At 62.5% G+C, this 19,616-nt stretch carries 16 protein-coding genes and 1 other RNA gene; 8 read left to right on the top strand and 9 right to left on the bottom strand.

Going from position 1 to position 19,616, the window contains the following annotated elements:
* Positions 1-190 precede the first annotated feature (190 nt).
* The 5 genes from rnpB to ABIE33_RS11840 all read right to left on the bottom strand — a co-directional run bounded on the left by rnpB (position 191) and on the right by ABIE33_RS11840 (position 4,379).
* An RNA gene (gene rnpB / locus ABIE33_RS11860) (RNase P RNA component class A) lies at positions 191-590 on the bottom strand.
* A gap of 81 nt (positions 591-671) precedes the next feature.
* A complete protein-coding gene (locus ABIE33_RS11855; RefSeq protein ID WP_429125018.1) occupies positions 672-1,862 on the bottom strand; it encodes an NAD(P)/FAD-dependent oxidoreductase in 1,191 nt (396 codons plus the stop codon).
* A gap of 292 nt (positions 1,863-2,154) precedes the next feature.
* A complete protein-coding gene (locus tag ABIE33_RS11850) occupies positions 2,155-2,682 on the bottom strand; it encodes a lytic transglycosylase domain-containing protein (RefSeq protein ID WP_429125016.1) in 528 nt (175 codons plus the stop codon).
* Between the two features lie 228 nt (positions 2,683-2,910).
* Positions 2,911-3,675, bottom strand: a complete 765-nt coding sequence (locus tag ABIE33_RS11845; RefSeq protein WP_429125014.1) for an N-acetylmuramoyl-L-alanine amidase — start codon at positions 3,673-3,675, stop codon at positions 2,911-2,913.
* Positions 3,672-4,379: a TerB family tellurite resistance protein gene (locus ABIE33_RS11840; RefSeq protein ID WP_429125012.1), complete on the bottom strand. Its 708-nt coding sequence runs from the start codon at positions 4,377-4,379 to the stop codon at positions 3,672-3,674. The genes ABIE33_RS11845 and ABIE33_RS11840 overlap by 4 nt, the downstream gene beginning before the upstream one ends.
* A 392-nt stretch (positions 4,380-4,771) precedes the next feature.
* Between ABIE33_RS11840 and ABIE33_RS11835 the strand changes: the two genes are divergently transcribed.
* The 3 genes from ABIE33_RS11835 (at position 4,772) to ABIE33_RS11825 (ending at position 7,863) form a co-directional block, all read left to right on the top strand.
* Positions 4,772-5,986 carry a pyrophosphate--fructose-6-phosphate 1-phosphotransferase gene (locus ABIE33_RS11835; RefSeq protein WP_429125010.1) on the top strand — a complete coding sequence of 405 codons (1,215 nt, stop codon included), beginning with the start codon at positions 4,772-4,774 and terminating at the stop codon, positions 5,984-5,986.
* A 144-nt stretch (positions 5,987-6,130) separates the two neighbouring features.
* Positions 6,131-6,766 (top strand): LysE family translocator, encoded by a 636-nt coding sequence (locus ABIE33_RS11830; RefSeq protein WP_429125009.1) that lies wholly within the window; start codon positions 6,131-6,133, stop codon positions 6,764-6,766.
* A gap of 116 nt (positions 6,767-6,882) precedes the next feature.
* Positions 6,883-7,863: a transglycosylase SLT domain-containing protein gene (locus ABIE33_RS11825; protein WP_429125007.1), complete on the top strand. Its 981-nt coding sequence runs from the start codon at positions 6,883-6,885 to the stop codon at positions 7,861-7,863.
* 138 nt (positions 7,864-8,001) lie between these two features.
* Here ABIE33_RS11825 and ABIE33_RS11820 read toward each other — a convergent pair whose 3' ends face one another.
* Both ABIE33_RS11820 and ABIE33_RS11815 read right to left on the bottom strand, forming a co-directional pair.
* Positions 8,002-9,357 carry a serine hydrolase domain-containing protein gene (locus tag ABIE33_RS11820; RefSeq protein ID WP_429125005.1) on the bottom strand — a complete coding sequence of 452 codons (1,356 nt, stop codon included), beginning with the start codon at positions 9,355-9,357 and terminating at the stop codon, positions 8,002-8,004.
* Between the two features lie 94 nt (positions 9,358-9,451).
* Entirely contained in the window at positions 9,452-11,014 is a 1,563-nt protein-coding gene (locus ABIE33_RS11815) for a putative bifunctional diguanylate cyclase/phosphodiesterase (protein ID WP_429125003.1), read from the bottom strand.
* A gap of 176 nt (positions 11,015-11,190) precedes the next feature.
* Between ABIE33_RS11815 and ABIE33_RS11810 the strand changes: the two genes are divergently transcribed.
* From ABIE33_RS11810 to ABIE33_RS11790, 5 genes are all read left to right on the top strand, one after another.
* Complete coding sequence (locus ABIE33_RS11810; protein ID WP_429125001.1) at positions 11,191-12,441, top strand: DUF3419 family protein; 1,251 nt, start codon at positions 11,191-11,193, stop codon at positions 12,439-12,441.
* Entirely contained in the window at positions 12,438-13,172 is a 735-nt protein-coding gene (locus tag ABIE33_RS11805) for a class I SAM-dependent methyltransferase (protein ID WP_429124999.1), read from the top strand. Before ABIE33_RS11810 ends, ABIE33_RS11805 begins: the two co-directional genes overlap by 4 nt.
* A 122-nt stretch (positions 13,173-13,294) precedes the next feature.
* Positions 13,295-14,080, top strand: a complete 786-nt coding sequence (locus ABIE33_RS11800) for a glycoside hydrolase family 25 protein (protein WP_429124997.1) — start codon at positions 13,295-13,297, stop codon at positions 14,078-14,080.
* A gap of 152 nt (positions 14,081-14,232) precedes the next feature.
* Positions 14,233-15,426, top strand: coding sequence for a lytic murein transglycosylase (locus ABIE33_RS11795; protein ID WP_429124995.1), 1,194 nt, complete (start codon positions 14,233-14,235; stop codon positions 15,424-15,426).
* A 315-nt stretch (positions 15,427-15,741) separates the two neighbouring features.
* Positions 15,742-16,680 carry a DMT family transporter gene (locus tag ABIE33_RS11790; protein WP_429124993.1) on the top strand — a complete coding sequence of 313 codons (939 nt, stop codon included), beginning with the start codon at positions 15,742-15,744 and terminating at the stop codon, positions 16,678-16,680.
* Between the two features lie 509 nt (positions 16,681-17,189).
* On the opposite strand, the gene metF is transcribed toward ABIE33_RS11790, so the two are convergent.
* Both metF and ABIE33_RS11780 read right to left on the bottom strand, forming a co-directional pair.
* Positions 17,190-18,131: a methylenetetrahydrofolate reductase [NAD(P)H] gene (gene metF, locus ABIE33_RS11785; protein ID WP_429124991.1), complete on the bottom strand. Its 942-nt coding sequence runs from the start codon at positions 18,129-18,131 to the stop codon at positions 17,190-17,192.
* Positions 18,132-18,133: 2 nt separating this feature from the next.
* Positions 18,134-19,153 (bottom strand): ArsR/SmtB family transcription factor, encoded by a 1,020-nt coding sequence (locus ABIE33_RS11780; protein ID WP_429124989.1) that lies wholly within the window; start codon positions 19,151-19,153, stop codon positions 18,134-18,136.
* Positions 19,154-19,616 lie beyond the last annotated feature (463 nt).

Raw genomic sequence — 19,616 nt, 5'->3', positions numbered from 1 at the left:
GCGACGGCCAAACGGCTTCAAATCGTTGGGAAATCAGAATATCAGCAAGATCGCGGAAATGGAGCGCGCGCGTTTCGTGGGCGCGGTTTTCACCAACCGCCAGCGCCGCGAGCATAGAGGTAACGCCGAACCACGTGCCGCCTCAAGCCGCGTCGCAGCCGAAAACATCGCCGGGCAAAAAAGGGGAAAAATTGCCAGTTGGCCTGTAAGCCGGGTTCTGTATGGCCCCGCTGCCCGAAGACAGCAGAACGTGGCAGCCATTCATCTGGGACTACGTTTGCACGCAGCCTCTTGCAACCCACCCGGATGACTGGCCCGGAAACAGGCTGGACGCTTGCGCGTCCGCGTCATCCCTATTCGGTCTTGCTCCCGGTGGGGTTTGCCGTGCCGTCCATGTCGCCATGTCCGCGGTGGGCTCTTACCCCACCCTTTCACCCTTACTCCGCAAGCGGAGCGGTTTGCTTTCTGTGGCACTTTCCCTGAGGTCGCCCTCGCCGGACGTTATCCGGCACCGTATTTCCGTGGAGCCCGGACTTTCCTCCCCCCGCGGCCTTTCGGCACTTGCGGAGCGCGGCTGCCCGGCCAACTGGCAGGCGGTCCTTAACCGACCGGAAGGCGGAGCGCCAGAGAAAAACGGCAGCTTCGACGTTTCCTCCTCGGCACTTTCGCGCTTAGCGGAACGAGATGGCGAAATCCGTCTCATAGGCCGGGTCGTCGATCCGGCCGTCCATCACCAGCATGGCGCCGAGCCTGCCGATCTCGTCGGAGCTTTTTGCCGCCTGGCCGTTGCCGCCCGTCACGACGGCAACGCGGTCGCCGCCGGCAAAGCCGATATAGGGAAAGCCATGGCGGGTGAACGACGTCACGCAGGGGCGGAAATGCGTCGAAACGGGTTTGAAGCCGGGCATCACCTCGGCGAGCAACCCGCCCATGTGCTCCGCTGCCCCGGCGCCGGCGTTGCCCCGGAACCACGCCCGCACCTCGGGCTCGCTCTTGAGAATGCGGTCAGTCGGATCGCCGCCGATCTTGATGTAATGCTTGCCGTCGGCATAGGCGACCGGCGGCAGCAGATAGTAGCTCTTCGCCTGCTCGGGCGATGCACCGATCAGCGATGGCATATGGTCATAGGTTGGTAGATCGCTATCGGCCACTTCCGCGAAGAACACGGTACGCGCCTTGACGACGAGATCGATCGGCCGGGGAAGAAGCGTATCGGAAAGGGAGAAGCCACCGGCGGCAACGATCACGCGTCCCGCATTGAGCGTTGCGCCATCGATCGTCGTGACGACGACGCGGTCGCCGGCTTGCGATACGGTCGCCACTTCGCTGCGCACGATCCGGGCGCCGGCCTTTTCCGCGCAGATCGTCTGCGCCAGAACAAGCGCCCGCGGATTGATGTAGCCGGCCCCTTGCGCCTCGTGGATGCCGGCAAAACCTTCGGGGAAACGGAACCAAGCAAAGCGCTCGGAAAGCGCGCGCTCATCCAGAAGCGGTGCCTCGACGCCGAGCGTATCGCGAGCCTTTGCGACCTTCTCGATATAGTCGTAGCTTCCACCCGGTGCCGGGCCGGCGATCAGGCAGCCGACTTCCGCATAGAAGTCGACGCCGCTTTGCCGGGCGATTTCACCGTAACGGTCGATCGAGCGCTTGGCGAGACGCGCCCAGACCGGATCGTCGTCGATCGTGCGGGTGATGCGGGCATTGTCGTAATGGCTGGAAAAGACGCCGCCGTGATTGGCCCAGTCGCCGGGCTCGTCCGGCCCGACCAAGGCCACCCGCGCGCCGGAGAGCCCCAGGTGCCGGGCTGCCGCCGCGCCCATCATGCCCTTGCCGACAACGATGAAATCAAAGCTTTCCGACATGTCCGTCCCCATCATCTCGATCAGGCGGGGATAACATGCCGGCGCAGATATGACACTGCGGTTGCATCACATTTCGAAGATCGCCGGAACGCGAGACCTGTCCGGCTGGAGCATCCGCCACCGCTTGGGAACGGTCGGCGGATGATGCTCGGTACTCGATAGAAACAATGCCCCGCTACCGGGGCTCTTCCTCAGATCGACATCGATCGAGCGAGGAAGTCATGCCGCACGCTTAAATCCAAAAAAGCGTGCCTTGCGCGCAGTATCTGGCGCGCCGTGTGCTCGGCATCACTCAGTTGATGATGCTCTGAACCTTGCCGCAGTAACGCTTGGAGACCGGGTTCATGCGCGTGGCGCCATGGCCGGCATTGTATCTCAGCACGGTGCCGCAGGTGGTGCCGCCGGACAGATCATGCGCCTTGGCCAGATATTTCATGCCGAACTTGATGTTCGTTTCGGGATCGTAGAGCCCCTTGGAGGAGCCGGAATAGCCCATCATGCGCGCCGTTGCCGGCTTAATCTGCATCAGACCAATTTCGCCGGCGCGGCCGCGAGCCTTCGGGTTGAAGTTGCTTTCGACCTTGACGATCGCATGGGCAAGATCGACCGGTACACCGTACTGGCTGGCGTAGGACTTGATGAGGCTGGTGTACTGCGTGCCCCCTGCGAGGTCCGGTTTCGGGTAGCCTGTCGTCCGCGTAACGGCATTGAGGGATGATGTCTTGATGGTCTTGTCGATATTCCCCGCATACGACGTACCAATCCCGGCGAAGAACATGCCAAAGCATGCCGCCGCCGCAGCAACAGACGATATTCTCATGTAGTTTGAAGTCTCCGGTCTGGGGAATGGACAGCACGGCGCACCCCGCCGTTCAAGCCTCACTTCCCGATCGTTTCATTGACAGGAAATGAGCGTTGCGCCCAGGCGTTCCCTGCAGTTCCAATGGGCGGCAAATGAATGCCGCATCATGGTAAACATGTGGCAACGGAGCAAATTTGTGCGACAAAACACCGGGAAAGCTAATTTAGCACGCAAAAATCTTGCGCGTCAGGCACCAAATTGCGGTAGTCCCGCAAGCAGACGGTGCAACGTATCGAGGGTCGAGATATCGGCGATACCGTCAACCCTTTCCTGGCGAAAATGCCGCTGGAAGGCGGCAACAGTGCCCTCGGTCTTTTCGCAGAATTCGCCAGTGACTTCAATGCCGTAACCGTAGAGCGACAGCATCGACTGGATCGCCTCGACCGGCTGACCGTAATCGCCACGCTGGAAAAAGCGACCGCCGCCGATCGGCGCCGGCTCCACCCAGTGCCCGACGCCCTCGCGATGCAGGCGATGCCACGGAAATTTTTCACCCGGATCGACCTTGCGAATTGGCGCAATATCGCTGTGTGCGAGGACCCGTTCAGGCGCGATCGACCACCGTTCGCCACAGTCTCGACACAATTCGGCGACCGCAGCGATCTGTTTTTCGGGAAAGTCCGGAAGCCCGCCGGGGTGACCGGCATTGGCAATCTCGATGCCGATCGAGCAGGAATTGATGTCCGTCTCACCCTTCCAGAAACTTCTGCCCGCATGCCAGGCCCGCAGCGTCTCCGGCACGAGCTGGTCGACGCGACCGTCCTCATGGACGAAATAGTGGCTCGAAACCTGGCTCTCCTGGCGGCACAGCCATTCGAGCGCAGATTTCGCCGTCGGCATCCCTGTGTAGTGAAGCACGATCATATCGGGCACCCGCGCATCCGCACGGTCGCCGAAGTTGGGCGACGGCATGAAGCGTGCACCCGAGTAGTCGCAGTATTTCGACGTCATGCGGCGCGGCGTTCTCTCTCGATCGCCTCATAGGCGGCATTCAGTGCGGCCATGCGGTCATTGGCGATCGCATGAAACTCCTGCGGCACGCCACGCGCAACCAGCATGTCCGGATGGTTCTCGGACACCAGCACGCGGTAGTGCTTGCGGATCTTGGCAAAGTCATCCTTGGGCGAAACACCGAGCACCTGGTAGGGATCCCGGCCTTCGCCATGGACATGACGGGCCATGATCTGCTCGAAGTGCTGCTCGTCCATCTTGAAGATCTCGGCGACGCGCATCAGGAAGGCCAGTTCCTTCTCATGCACCGCGCCGTCCGACTTGGCGATGTGGAACAGTCCGTCGATGATGTCTTCCAGGATCGGGCAATTGCTCTCGCAGGACGAGCAGAGCGTCGCCATCTTCTCGGCATAAGCTTCGAAACCGGCAACGTCCTGACGTGCAAGGTTATAGAGACGGGCGACATTCTGCGCCTGATCGGCCGGAAACTCGAAGATATCGCGAAAGGCCGAGACCTCCGCCTCGGTCACGACGCCGTCGGCCTTGGCCATCTTGGCCGAAAGCGCGATCATCGCCACGGAGAAAGCCACTTTGCGCCGGGTTTCCGGGTCGCCTTCGAACAGGGTGCGCACGGCCTCGACCACACCGGCAAGCGCGTTGCCGGTGGCGGTGACGATCTTGAGGAGGCTATCCCAGAATGACATGCACGATTTTCCTGTCTCTCCAGCCTATAGCATGGACTATTGTGGTGGCAAATTGCAAGCGGTGGCCTGCGGCGAACCACGGGAATGACGAATTTGTGATGGCCCCTCACTATTGTCAATCCGTTACGGTAACGTTGCGCCGGCGCAAGGGTTCCCACCTGTTCCCTGGGGAACACTTCAAGAGGCCCAAGCCCCTGCCCTGCAGCGGGATAACGCCAGGCTCGCCTCTCTCCATGGCTATTTGCGCGACATCATGTCCACGTCCGCGTTTCAGACGAAGATGACAAAACTGCGCGTTTGCCGACACGACATCCACAGGCCTGTCATTTAACTTCCATCGGATTTGCGCTAGAGAGACCCACCAATTGCATGCCAAATCCCGAGGAGGAAACATGGCCAGGAAGAAAGTCGCAATGCTCACGGCCGGCGGGCTGGCGCCTTGTCTGTCATCCGCCGTTGGCGGCCTGATCGAGCGCTACACCGACATCGCGCCCGACTATGAGCTGGTGGCCTATCGCTCGGGCTACCAGGGCGTGCTGCTTGGCGACCGCATCGAAATCACCACGGATATGCGCGAGAATGCGCACATCCTGCATCGCCACGGCGGCTCGCCGATCGGCAACAGCCGCGTCAAGCTCACCAATGCTGCCGACTGCGTCAAGCGCGGCCTGGTCAAGGAAGGTGAAAACCCGCTGCGCGTTGCCGCCGATAGGCTGGCTGCTGACGGCATCAGCATCCTGCACACGATCGGCGGCGACGACACCAACACCACCGCTGCCGACCTCGCCGCCTATCTCGGCGCCAATGGCTACGACCTGACGGTCGTCGGCCTGCCGAAGACGGTCGACAACGACGTGGTGCCGATCCGCCAGTCGCTCGGCGCCTGGACGGCCGCCGAACATGGCGCCCGCTTCTTCGATCATGTCAGCAACGAACAGAGCGCTGCTCCGCGCACGCTCGTCGTCCATGAAGTCATGGGCCGTCACTGCGGCTGGCTGACGGCGGCAACCGCGCGCTCCTATGTCCAGATGACCGAGGACAAACAGTTCGTCGACGGCTTCATGATGAACAGGCAGCTGAAGAACATCGACGGCCTCTACCTGCCCGAGATCAAGTTCGACCTCGAGACCGAGGCCGAGCGCCTGCGCGCCGTCATGAATCGCTCGGGCTTCGTCACGCTGTTCGTCAGCGAAGGCGCCTGCCTCGACGCGATCGTCGCTGAGCGGGAAGCCGCCGGCGAAACCGTCAAGCGCGACGCCTTCGGCCACGTGAAGATCGACACCATCAATGTCGGCAACTGGTTCTCCAAGCAGTTTGCGGCTCTTCTCGGCGCCGAGCGGTCGATGGTGCAGAAGTCGGGCTACTACGCCCGCTCCGCACCGGCAAACGGTGATGATCTCCGCCTGATCCAGAGCATGGTCGACCTGGCGGTCGAAAGCGCGCTCAACAAGGTCTCCGGCGTCACCGGCCACGACGAGGACCAGGGCGGCAAGCTGCGCACCATCGAGTTCCCGCGCATCAAGGGCGGCAAGCACTTCGACACCTCGACGAAGTGGTTCGGCGACGTCATGGATGTGATCGGCCAGAAGTGGCAGGCGGAAGACTAAAGCGTAGCGCTCGAAGCTGAACATTGGTTTCGGGCGGCAGCGTATTCAGAATTGAGCCTTTCAATTAGCAGTTGACGGCTCCGCGACTTGATGGCTCCCTCCCGAGATCAGCCTCGGAAAGCCCTCAAGCGCGGAGCCTTTTTCATGTCGTTCGAACACTGGTTTGCCTTTGCCGCTGCCTCGGCAGTGCTGCTCGCCATTCCCGGCCCGACCATATTACTCGTCATCTCCTATGCGCTCGGCCATGGCCGCAAGACCGCCGGCGCGACCGTTGCCGGCGTGGCGCTCGGCGATTTCACCGCCATGACCGCATCGATGCTCGGGCTCGGCGCGCTGCTCGCCACGTCGGCGACAATCTTCACCGTGTTGAAATGGGTGGGGGCTGCCTATCTCATCTGGCTCGGCATCCAGCTTTGGCGGGCACCGGTTGCCGGCAGCGATGGTCCGCATGATGTGGCGCCCGCCAAGGAGCGGCCACTGCGTATCTTCTTCCATGCCTACGCCGTCACGGCACTCAATCCCAAAAGCATCGTTTTCTTCGTTGCCTTCCTGCCGCAGTTCCTCGACCTGTCCCGACCGCTCTTTGCCCAGATGGCGATTTTCGAGGTGACGTTCCTAACGCTCGCCGTTCTCAATGCAAGCCTTTATGCAGCACTGGCAACAGCCGCGAAAAGCACTATTTCCAAGCCGAATATCAGGCGGATCGTCAACCGCACGGGTGGCTCGCTGCTTGTCGGCGCCGGGCTTCTGACGGCAACCATGAAGCGGGCATCGGTTTGAAATTCGCCCGCGCGCTTGCTGCGCGACGCCCCATGGGTTAATGGAGATTCACGCATGGCGGCTGGCAGCCGTTGATTTGCAGGGGCTGCGGGGCCCAGAAGCACGAAAGTGACAGCATGGCGAAATTCCGTATTTCCCTTTCAAAACAGACGTTTGGCGTGGCAGCTATTCTGTCGGCGACACTCGTCTCGGGGTGCTCGACTGTCGAGCATACCTCGGTGGAAGAGCTTACGGCCGTGCAGACGGTCACACCGCTTGCAAAACCCGGCACGGAAATGACAGCCTATGCCCTTCCGACACCGGATGGCGCGGCAACCGCGGCGTCCGCTGCCCTGTCGGCACAAACGGCCGGCATGGCAACTACCTATCCCGTCGGCACTGACCTCGCTCAGGCCGCAGGTCCGGCACCCACAGCAGTCGCCGTTCCTGGCGCCAAGCCGGGCGTCGCCATGGCGACCGCCGCTGCTGCAACAGCCGATACCGCTGCCCTGCCGCAAACCGCATCCGCCCTCGTCTCGCCGAAGACGAGCCGCGTTCAGGATCTTCCCGTTTCGACGCTTGCCGTCGCTGCAGCGATGGAATCGGACTTCGACACCGGCGAGCCCGTCGGCCTCGAAACGCTCGTCGCCAACCGCATGATCGTGCCCACCGAAAAGCCGAGGATGGGCGTGATCGGTTCGAGTGTCGCAGCCGTTGCGAGCGTCATTCCCGATTCGATGAAGCTCACCAAGGCGCCGTCGAGCTCGCGTCCGGACCTGGACAAGCTGATCAAGCACTATGCCGACCTCAACGGCATCCCCGTCGAGCTCGTGCACCGCGTCGTCAAGCGCGAGAGCAACTACAACCCGCGCGCCTACAGCAAGGGCAATTACGGCCTGATGCAGATCCGCTACAACACCGCCAAGGGGCTCGGCTACGAAGGCCCGGCCGAGGGCCTGTTCGATGCGGAAACCAACCTGATGTATGCGACGAAGTACCTGCACGGCGCCTGGATGGTTGCCGACAACAAGCACGACGGCGCGGTCAAGCTCTATGCCAGCGGTTACTACTACCACGCCAAGCGCAAGGGCCTGCTCGAAGAACTCGGCATGAAATAAGCAGACCCGACCGTTTCGGCCAGAGCTTTTCCAGGAAAAGTGCGAAGCGGTTTTCCGTCAGGAAATGCGTAAAAACAAAGAGATAGAGCGTTCTACGTTTCCAGCTAAGTCGGAAACGCTCTAGAGTTCAGGAGGCGCTCAATCGAGCGCCTCTATTATTTTGGCGTTGAGCTGTTGCACATCATAGCCGCCGCGTGACGGTGTCAGCCCGAGGCGCACGACCGCCAGACGAAGCGAAGGCACCAGCATGATCGCCTGCCCGTCATGCCCGAGCATCCAGAAGGTGTCGGCCGGAAAGACGCCGGTGCCGGCGCGAACCCCGTTTTCCTGAAGCCACACCTGGCCTGCGCCATATTCGCCGCCGGACGCTTTCGTCGGCGTCCGCATGAAGGCGACATAGTCCTTCGGCAATAGCGCCCTGCCTTTCCAGTTGCCGTCCTGAAGCAGGAACTGCGCGAAACGCGCCCAGTCGCGCGCCGTCGCATACATATAGGACGATCCGACGAAAGTTCCGCTGGCATCGGTCTCGAGCACGGCACTCGTCATCCCGAGCGGCAGGAACAGGGAGTCGCGCGGATAGGCAAGCGCTGCGGCGGGGTCGTCGAAACTCCGCATCCAGAGCCGCGACAACAGCGTACTCGTGCCGCTGGAATAGCTGAAGGTGGAGCCCGGCTGCGATGTCGCCGGCCTGGCTGCGGCAAAGCCCGCCATGTCCCTTTCGAGATAGAGCATGCGCGTCACATCGCTGACGTTGCCGTAACCTTCGTTGAACTCGAGGCCGCTCTCCATGCCCATGAGATCGGCAAGCCTGATCTTGGCGCGCGCGTCGCCGCTCCATTCCGGCAGCAGGCCGGCGCGCGTCACGTCCATGCGCCCCTCGGCGACACGCATGCCGATCAGGGCTGATGTCACCGATTTGGTCATCGACCAGCCGAGGAGCGGCGTCGAGCGATCGAAGCCCGCGGCATAGGTCTCGGCAATCAGATGCCCGTCGCGCACCACCGCGATCGCCCGTACGCCGGGGCCGGCAAGGGTGCCGTCCTCGATCAATGCCTGCATCGCCGGGTCGATATCCGCCTTGTCGCCTTCCGGCCAGGAGACGTCGGCCGATCGCGTGATGTCGGGCCCCGCCGGCTCCGCAGTTGGAACCTGTGCGGCGAGATCTTCGTCGGAAACGTTGGCGCAGCCGAGCCCGGGGCGGTAGACGGCATGGGCCGGGGCGGCAAAGCCGAAGATGCGGGCGGAAACCAGCCGCCTGTCGCGGTCGACCGAAACGCTGATGAATTTCAACAGCGGATGGCCCGGCGCCTGGACGTCGTCGGCAAGCACCGCCTGCCCGTCGCGCCCGGCGATGAAGACATTCGAGCAGACGATCTTGGCGGCATAGCCATCGCCAACCTTCAGCAGCTCCGGCGGCGCTACGGCCAGCCACCCGCCAATACCGGCAATGGCGACGACAGCCGCGGCCCCGACCGTTTTCAATATGCGTCCCATCGCATCCTCCCGTCTGACGCGAGAGAGAGAAGCAGCATTTGACCGAAAGGAAAAGCCCTTGCGTCGTTGCTTAAGGTTGCGTGCTGCCGTCTGGCTACGCCAGCCGACGGACGTCTTTGGCGTCGGCATCGTGCAACAGGGCTGGCAGATCGCGCGCCGGCAAGGCCGGAGATATCCATGGCCCCCAGGCTTCCACCGCCCCGGCGGTTCGGGCGCAGTCCATTTCGCTTTCCCTGGCGATGCCGCGCACCGCCATCGGCAGCCGCAGCACTTGGCCCGTCTTGACGAGGCAGGCGAGCAGAGCGACGCAGCGCTCGCTGCCATGGCACCTGCGGATCGCCGGCAGATCCACCGTCAGCTGGTCCGGCTGAAACTCGCCGACAAGGTTGAGCGGCAGCGAGGCAGCAGCTCCGCCGCTCAGCGCAATGCGCACGCCGAGTGCACGCAGGCCGTGCAGGTTTTCACTGATCAGCCCCATATCGCCGATCGAGAACGCTTCCGGCACCTCGATCGTCAGTCGGCCGGGCGCCAGCCCCGCCTCGTCCAGGCACGCCTTGATGTGGCTGATGAAATCGCGATCCCGCAGTTGCAGCGCGAAGGGTGCCACCGTCAGGCCCACCGGCGACGGCCAGCTCGCCGCCTGCCTGCAGGCCTGCCGAAGCACCCAGTTGCCGACCGAGAGCGCAAGCGCTCCCTGCTCGAGTGGCTCTGCAAACGCCTCTGTGTCGATCACGCCACGGACCGGGTGCAGCCAGCGCAGCAACGCTTCGAACCCGCGGATGGCGCCGCTCGCTGCACCGGCGATCGGCATGTATTCCAGAAAGAACTCCCGCTGGGCGACCGCGCGGGCAAGATCGCGCTCGGCCTCGGCGCGCATTTCCGCTGCCTGCGCAAGATGCGGCGCGTAGACGACATGGCTGTTGCCGCGCATTTCCTTGGCTTCGTAGAGCGCCAGGTCCGCCCGTTTCAAAACGGCGCCGGTCGACAGATCGCCCGGTTGCAGGAACGTAACGCCGATGCTGCAACCGGATGCCGCCTGACCGTCAGTGAGATCGAACGGCGCGTCGAACAGTGCCTTCACCCGGCCGGCAAGGGCCGCGACCTCGGCTTCCGATGGAGAACCAGGGCCAAGCAACACGAATTCGTCGCCCCCGAGCCGATAGACCGTCGCCTCGCCGGAAAATGCACGCCTCAAACGCGTGCCGATGCCGCTCAGAAGCCGATCGCCGGCGTCATGGCCCATCGTGTCGTTGACTGCCTTGAACCGGTCGAGGTCGATGAGCAGCAGCGGCCTGCGCTCGAACGCCGTGCCATCAGAGCGAAGCGCGCGAAGGACATCCGCCTCCAGCGCCGAGCGGTTTTCAAGCCCGGTCAGCCGGTCGCGGTGGACCTCGTTGCGCAGCCGCCGCTCGGCGCGGCGGGCTGCCCGGAGTTCACGCTCCAGTCGTCGTGAATAGGACCAACGATAGAAGGAGGCTCCGAGGAAAAAGGGCATGACGCCCGCCGCAAGCGCTCCGGAAAAGTTCAAATGTGCAAATGATACATCCGTGAGCAGCGTTTCCGTGGTCAGCCAGATCGCCGAAAACAATGCCCCCAGTGCCGTGCCGGCGGCCGCGAATCGCTGCTCGGGCTTCGGCAGAAACGTTCTTAACATCATGTCGACGCCCCCGAATATAAGGAGGAGCTAGCACGCCAGGGTTTAATGAATTCTTATGGGTGAAAAATTGTAGTCGATCATTTTTGTGCGGGGCAGCAGCTGTGAAAAAACCCGTCATCAAAGTGTAGCCGAGTCACTTTAGAAGCGGCTAAGTTTCAACTGGATGAGCGGCAGAGATGACCGAACTTGCCCCTGATGTCGGCTTTGGCAGAAAAAATCCGAAGCTGAAAAACGCGCTCCTGCAACACAAGACCTTCTCGCTTGCCGGCCTGTCCGAGCGCCTGTTCGGTCTGCTCTTCTCCGGCCTCGTCTATCCGCAGATCTGGGAAGACCCTGTTGTCGACATGGAAGCGATGCAGCTTCGCCCGGGACATCGCATCGTCACCATCGGTTCCGGCGGCTGCAACATGCTGACCTACCTGTCCGCCGGCCCCGATCGCATCGACGTGGTCGATCTCAATCCGCACCACATCGCGCTCAACCGGCTGAAGCTTGCCGCCTTCCGCCATCTGCCTGGTCACAAGGACGTCATCCGGTTCCTGGCAACGCAGGGCACGCCGTCGAACGTCCAGGCCTTCGATCTGTTCATTGCCCCGAAGATCGACCAGGCCACCCGCAGCTACTGGAACGGCCGCAGCGTCACCGGGCGCCGACGCATTGGCGTCTTCGGCCGCAACATCTATCGCACCGGCCTGCTCGGCCGCTTCATCACTGCCAGCCACATCCTGGCGCGTCTGCATGGCGTCAACCCGGAAGAGTTCGTCCAGGCGCGATCCATGCGCGAGCAGCGCCAGTTCTTCGACACGCGGCTGGCGCCTTTGTTCGAGCGCCCGTTCATTCGCTGGATCACCAGCCAGAAGAGCTCGCTGTTCGGCCTGGGCATCCCGCCGCAGCAGTTCGACGAGCTGGCAGGCCTGAGCGACGACAAGTCGCTTGCCTCGGTGCTTCGCCACCGCTTGGAAAAGCTGACCTGTCATTTCCCGCTCAAGGAAAATTACTTCGCCTGGCAGGCCTTCGCGCGCCGCTATCCCCAGCCGCATGAGGGCGAGCTTCCTGCCTACCTGCATGCCGACAACTACGAGACGATCCGCAATCGTGCCGAATGCGTCGAGGTCCACCACGCCAATTTCACCGAGCTTCTGGCGAAGAAGCCGGCGGCATCGGTCGACCGTTACGTGTTGCTCGACGCGCAGGACTGGATGAACGACCAGCAGTTGAACGACCTCTGGACCGAGATCACCCGTACCGCCGACGAAGGCGCCACAGTAATCTTCCGCACGGCTGCCGAAGACAGCATCCTTCCCGGCCGCCTCTCCCCGGCGGTGATGGAGCAGTGGCACTATGATGCCGAGACATCACTGAAGCTCGGCAACGCCGATCGCTCGGCCATCTACGGCGGCTTCCATATCTACCGGAAGAAAGCATGAGCAGGGTGGAGCAGACCGAGATCAGCCACCAGCGGCGCATGGACCACATGTATCGCTATCAAAGGCACGTCTACGATCTGACGCGGAAGTATTATCTCTTCGGCCGCGACACGCTGATCCGCGAGCTGAACGCGGGCGCGGGCACAACCGTGCTCGAAGTCGGATGCGGCACGGGGCGCAACCTCGCGCTCATCGGCGCGTGCTTCCCAAAGGCCCGGCTCTTCGGTCTCGACATCTCCGCGGAGATGCTGGACTCGGCGCAAGCCAAGCTCAGCCGCCGCGGCAGATCGGCGGCCACGCTGCGTATCGCCGACGCCACCAGCTTCCAGCCCCAGCTTTTCGGCGAAACCGGTTTCGACCGGATCGTCATCTCCTATTCCCTGTCGATGATACCGGACTGGCAGGGCGCGATCGACGCGGCGATCAACGCGCTGAACCCGGGCGGCTCGCTCCATATTGCCGATTTCGGCCAGCAGGAACGACTGCCGGCAAGCTTCCGCCGCCTGCTGCGCGGCTGGCTGACGCGCTTCCATGTCACGCCGCGCGAAGCACTGTTCCACGTGCTGGGAGAGCGGGCAAGACGCGACGGCGCACAGCTCGAGCGCCGGGCCATCGGACGGGGTTACGCCTGGCTTGCGGTCTACCATCGACCGGCCGCGACAGCGGCGTCAGTGACAAATCCAGCCGCTGCACGGCTTGACGACCAGAGTGCTGCCGCAATTCCCGCTTGAGCTAACTCAATTTTTACGATGATATGGTGAAAAGGAGGTTCACGCCTCGCTGGGGGACAAATCACCGTCATGAAAGCCATCGTGTGAGGCAGAATCGTCGTTCGTTTCGAAACAGGACCTCCATGCGCCGGCTTCTTCTGGCACTGCTGCCTATTGCCACCCTCCTTTCCGCCTGTTCGTCGACCGACTACGATCTGATGCAGACCGCGTCGATCCCGCCGCGCTTCAGCGATACCGACCCGCAGGATTTCGGCGGCCGCACGCCGCATAACCACAACATCCACGGCATCGACGTCTCCAAATGGAACGGCGATATCGACTGGATGAAGGCGAAGAATTCCGGCGTCTCGTTTGCCTTCATCAAGGCGACGGAAGGCAAGGACAGGGTCGACACCCGCTTCAACGAGTACTGGCAGCGCGCGCGCGCGGCCGGCATTCCCTATGCGCCCTATCACTTCTACTATTTCTGCTCGTCGGCGGATGCCCAGGCCGACTGGTTCATCGCCAATGTGCCGAAGAGCGCCGTCTACCTGCCGCCCGTCCTCGACGTCGAGTGGAACGGCGAATCCAAGACCTGCCGTCACCGCCCCTCGCCGGACGAAGTCCGCGTCGAGATGAAGCGCTTCATGGACCGGCTGGAAGCCCATTACGGCAAGCGGCCGATCATCTACACCTCGGTCGACTTCCACCGCGACAATCTCGTCGACCAGTTCAAGGAGCACCACTTCTGGGTCCGCTCCGTCGCCAAGCATCCGGGCGAAGTCTATGTCGAGCGCCGCTGGGCCTTCTGGCAATATACCAGCACCGGCGTGATACCGGGCATCGACGGCGCCACCGATATCAACGTCTTTGCCGGCTCGGCGAAGAACTGGAAGAATTGGGTTGCGGCTGTTTCCAAGCCGAAATGACGGCCGCAACGGTTTGTGCAGAAGCGCGGCAAACCGACCCATTTTCTTCTTTCCGTCATAATGCTCTGAGAGAGCAGCAGCAGATTGCATCTTTGGTACATTGACCGCCAGCGGCGGCGCTTCGCGCCCTGCGGCGACAGAAAGGAATTATGATGATCCTCAAAGCCCGGCATGCTCTTGCATCCGTCGCGCTCCTCGCGCTGACCGCCTCCCCCGTTCTCGCGCAAACGCCGGCATGCGGCGGTGATCTCGGTGCCTTCCTGCAAGGCGTCAAGGCTGAAGCGGTCGCCAAGGGCGTTCCCGCCGATGTCGTCGACCGCGCGCTCGCCGGGGCCGCGATCGACCAGAAAGTGCTGAGCCGCGACCGCGCCCAGGGCGTGTTCAAGCAGACCTTCACCGAATTTTCCAAGCGCACCGTCAGCAAGTCGAGGCTCGATATCGGCGAGCAGAAGATGAAGGAATATGCCGACGTCTTCGCCCGTGCCGAAAAGGAGTACGGAGTACCGGCCCCGGTCATCACCGCCTTCTGGGCCATGGAAACCGACTTCGGCGCCGTGCAGGGCGACTTCAACACCCGCAATGCGCTGGTGACCCTTGCCCACGACTGCCGCCGGCCGGAAATGTTCCGCCCGCAGCTCATCGCCGCGATCGAAATGGTACAGCACGGCGACCTCGACCCGGCAACGACCACAGGCGCCTGGGCCGGCGAAATCGGCCAGGTGCAGATGCTGCCTGAAGACATCATCGCCCATGGCGTCGATGGTGACGGCGACGGCCACGTCAATCTGAAGAAGAGCTCGCCCGACGCGATCCTGACTGCCGCCAAGTTCATCCAGAGCCTCGGCTTCAAGGCCGGCCAGCCAGCGATCCAGGAAGTCAGCGTGCCCGAGCAACTGCCTTGGGAAAAGACCGGCCTGCAGCCCGGCATGAAGGCCAGCGACTGGTTCGCGCTCGGCGTCAAGCCGCGCAACGGCGACACCGCCTTCGGCAACCTGGAAGCCTCGCTCGTGCTGCCGCAGGGCCGCAAGGGGGCAGCCTTCCTCACCTACCCCAACTTCAACGTCTATCTCGAGTGGAACCAGTCGTTCATCTACACGACTTCGGCTGCCTATTTCGCAACCCGCCTCGGCGGCGCGCCGACCTATGAGGGTGGCAATCCGGAACCGGGCCTCGACGACACCGGCATGAAGGCGCTGCAGACGAAGCTGCAGACCCTCGGCCACGACGTCGGCAAGGTTGACGGCATCCTCGGCTCGGGCACCCGCGCAGCCCTCCAGAAGGAACAGCTGCGTCTCGGCCGTCCCGCCGACGGCTGGGCAACCCTAGAATTGCTGAACTCGCTCTAAAAACTTGCCCGGCCAACATTTGGCCGGGTGACTTTTCCCCTGGCTGCACCGATCGGAACCGATCAAAGCAGCCAGGCAGATCCCCCTCATCGACCCATCATGCAGATCGATATCGATCGGGCGCGTTGCGACGCCCGGGGAGCGCGCAAGAAGTGGGTGGTGCGCTTCGGTGCGTCGCGCTAGATCTGTGTGACGCCTCATCACGCAGCCTTTCGAGTCGCGGAGGGCAGCTGTGAAGAAAGCGCCCATTTCGATTGCGCATCCCGACTGGTCGATTTGATCGGCAGCGGCCGCGCAGAAAGCGCGAGCAGCACCATGAACGCACCAGCACAAGCCGGCAGCCAGCAGATGACCATGCGGACCTGGGCGCTTCTGGCCCTGCTCGGGCTCATCTGGGGCGGATCCTTCTTCTTTGCCCGTGTCGCCGTCGCGCACGTGCCGCCCTTCACCCTGGTGTTCCTGCGGCTCGGCCTCGCCGCCCTGGCGCTGCATCTCTATATCCGCGGGCGTTTCGGCATCTATCAGGCGCTTGCCAGCCGCTGGCGCGAGTTCCTGCTGATGGGCCTGATCAACAACGCCATCCCGCATGCCTTCATCTTCCTCGGGCAAACCCATATCGGCGCCGGGCTGGCAGCGATCCTCAACGCAACCACGCCGGTCTGGACCGTGATCATCGCCAACATGGCAACCGACGACGAGAAACTCAGCTCGGCCAAGATCGGCGGCTGCCTGCTCGGCCTCGCCGGCACGGTCGTGCTCATCGGGCCGAGCGCGATTGCCGGGCTTTTCGGCACATCCAGCAGCGTGCCGCTCTGGGCGCTGATGCTGCCGGTGCTTGCCGCCGTCAGCTATGGTCTGGCGGCGACTTACGGCAAGCGCTTTCGCGGCCTTGCTCCGCCGGTCACCGCGGCCGGCCAGTTGACCGCCTCGACGCTGATGATGCTGCCGGTCGCAGCCCTCGTCGATAGCCCCTGGGCCCTGCCGATGCCGCCGCTCGACGCGACGCTTGCCATCCTGGCGCTCGCGCTCGTTTCTACCGCCTATGGCTACATCCTGTTCTTCCGCATCATGGGAGAAGCCGGCGCCACCAACGCGTCGCTGGTCACGCTTCTCGTCCCGCCAAGCGCAATCCTGCTCGGTTATCTCTTTCTAGGCGAAACGCTGCAGCCGGCGGATGTGGGCGGCATGGCACTGATTGCCGCCGGCCTCGCCGTGCTGGACGGCCGGATCTTGCGGCTGAGACGCACCGCATGAGGGGAATCGAACAGGCCGCATACGGTGGAATACGTGCGCTTCCGAAGCACTCACGCACGGTTACAGACGTTTACATTAACCTTCCGGCAGTGATTGTGAAAAAAATGTGGCCCCATAAAATGCGGTTTAATTTCAAAATATTAGCCCTGTTGATAAGGCAATTGTGATCACGCGTTTTCGCACTGCAGCACAAGTTTCCCTTTCAAGCGCCGTTAATTCGCCCTATGTTTTAACCGTCAGCGCAAGGAGGGTCTTCGATGGGACTTACACATTCGTTGAATGTCCTCATGATTAGTGCAGCGTTCGTATTCGTGGCCACAATGCTCTTCATCTGAAGTCAGGCCGCTGAGAGTCCAAACCGAAATAGGGACTTTAATTTTCCGGAAATCCAATTTGCAGCAGAGATTTTTGGGGTAGGCCAACAAAGCATCTGCCTCGACGCTGCAGGAAAAAAGAAAGCGCATGAAGGACCACTTCATGCGCTTTCGCTTTTTTGGATTGTTTTGCGTTCAGGCTGCCGCGCCGGCAACCGCCTTCAGAGTAACTTCCTCTGCCCGCGACACCTCGGCGGCGCGCTCGAACCCGACGAGATCGCAGACGGCCGTGATCAGCGGCGAACGGTTCATCGTGTAGAGGTGGAAGTCCCTGATGCCGCGGCGGGCAAGATCGACGATCTGCTCGGCGGCGATATGCGTCGCCTCCTTGAAGCGCTCAGCCGGTTGGTCTTCCAGATGCGAAAGGCGGGTGACGATCACCTCCGGCACGCTGGCGCCGCAAAGGCCGGCGAATTTCTGCACTTGCCCCAGATTGTTGATCGGCAGGATGCCGGGCACGATCGGGATTTCGATGCCGGCCCGGCGGACGCGCTCGAGGTAACGCTCGAAATCGTCGTTGTCGAAGAAGAATTGGGTGAGCGCCCGCGTCGCGCCCGCATCCACCTTGCGCTTCAGCATGTCGATGTCAGCAGCCACATCGGGGCTTTCCGGGTGCTTTTCCGGATAGGACGACACCGAGATCTCGACGTCAGCGCGATCGCGAAGCGCCCGCACGAGGTCGGAACTGCTCTCATAGCCTCCGGGAAAGGGCTGATAGGTGCTGCCGATCCCGCCCTGCGGATCGCCGCGCAACGCGACGAAATGCCGAACGCCGAAGGTGAGAAACTCGTCGATGACCGTGTCCACCTCGGCCTTCGGCGCGCCGACGCAGGTCAGGTGCGCTGCCGTATTGGCAAAGCCCTTCTCCTCGACCATCCGCTTAACGGTTGTCAGCGACCGCGCCTTGGTCGAACCGCCGGCCCCATAGGTGACGGTCACAAAGGCGGGACAAAAGACGGAGAGATCTTCCGCAGTCTGAAAGAGCTGCGCTTCCATCTCGTCGGTCTTGGGTGGGAAATATTCGAGGGAAAGCCGCAGATTACCGCGCTCGGCGGGATAAAGCGTCTGTGCCGTCATTCTCAAATTCCCCCTGCTTGCATGCGCTGATGTGGCGCTTCGCTCTCCTCGACGGCCCGCTGATCGCGCGCCAGCCAGATCGTCACCGTCAGTTTTCCTCCGTCCGTGCCTTCCGGCGACAGATCGGTCGTCTTTTCCAGGGCGAGCCCGGCCTTTGCCAGCCAGTCGGTCATCGCCTGATGAGAGAAGCCAAGCCGCGCATGGGCATGCTCGTCGCGCAAGTGCTCCAGCCCGTGCGGCGCAAAATCGATGATCACCAGCCGCCCGCCCGGCGTCAGCATGCGTGCCGCCTCGGCGATCGCCGCTTCCGGTTGCTCGAGGAAATGCAGCACCTGGTGAATGGTGACGAGGTCGAAGGCCTGGCCATCGAGCGGCAGGTTGAAGATATCGCCATGGCGAATCGATGCCTTGGTGATGCCGGCGCGGTCGAGATTGGAGCGGGCAACGGCCAGCATGTCGCGGCTGGCATCGATGCCGATGCCGCGTCGATAGAGCCCTTCGAACAGTTGCAGGATGCGTCCCGTGCCCGTCCCCAGGTCCAGGAGGCTTTCGACCGGCTCGTCGCCGACCATGTCGCGCAGTGCCGTCTCCACGTCCCGCTCGCTGACGTGCAGGCGCCGAAGCTCGTCCCAGCCGGCCGCATTGCGGCTGAAATAGGCCTGCGCCTTTTCGGCCCGCGCCTTCTTCAAGGTGACGAGGCGGGATGCGTCGCGCGACAGAACTGCGTCATCGGCGGTGGCGGATGCAAGCATCGCCCGCACCAGCGACACGCGGGCGCCCTCCTGGCGAAGGCGGAAATAGGCCCAGGCGCCCTCCTGGTAGCGGTCGACGAGCTCGACCTCGGCCAAGAGCTTCAGGTGCCTCGAAATGCGGGGCTGCGATTGTCCGAGAATTTCGGTAAGATCGGTGACGGTGAGATCCCCTGCGGCAAGCAGCGCGAGAAGGCGCATGCGGGTCGGCTCACCCGCAGCCTTCAACACATCCACCAGCGCGTCGAGACCAAGCTCTCTCTGATCCGCCATACCAATCCCCATCAACACATAAAGATATGTTTATGTGATTTGCGAGTATAGCGCAAGCGAATTTGCGCGAAGAGACCAAACTATGCCGTTCCAGGAACAGGACTTTCCACCGGTTCGACATGCGAACGGACGAAGCTTGCGCTCCGCCCGTTGACGATGGCTTCTTGTTGGGTTGCCGTGAACTTCAACTTGCAGCATCCCTCACCTCATGTAGCCGATACCCTCATCTTTCGGCTCCACGTCAGGACGACAAACATCGGCGACATCATGGCTGCTGCGAGCATTTGCAGGAGACGCGCAAAGCGGTTTTCCGTGCGGAAGTGCGCAAGAAACGGAGAGGTAGAGCGCTCCGCGACGTTGTTTAAACCGGAAATTCTCCGCGAGCGGACGACGCGAAAATAGCGACCGTTCGACGAGAAGACAGTGATGAAGGTATCATGCGCTGCATCCGCCGGCGGTCAGC

Source organism: Ensifer sp. 4252 (assembly GCF_050434565.1).
In the GTDB taxonomy this organism is placed as follows: domain Bacteria; phylum Pseudomonadota; class Alphaproteobacteria; order Rhizobiales; family Rhizobiaceae; genus Ensifer.
The sequence above is the reverse complement of the archived record's forward strand: the minus strand, read 5'-3'. Positions and strand labels throughout refer to the sequence as shown.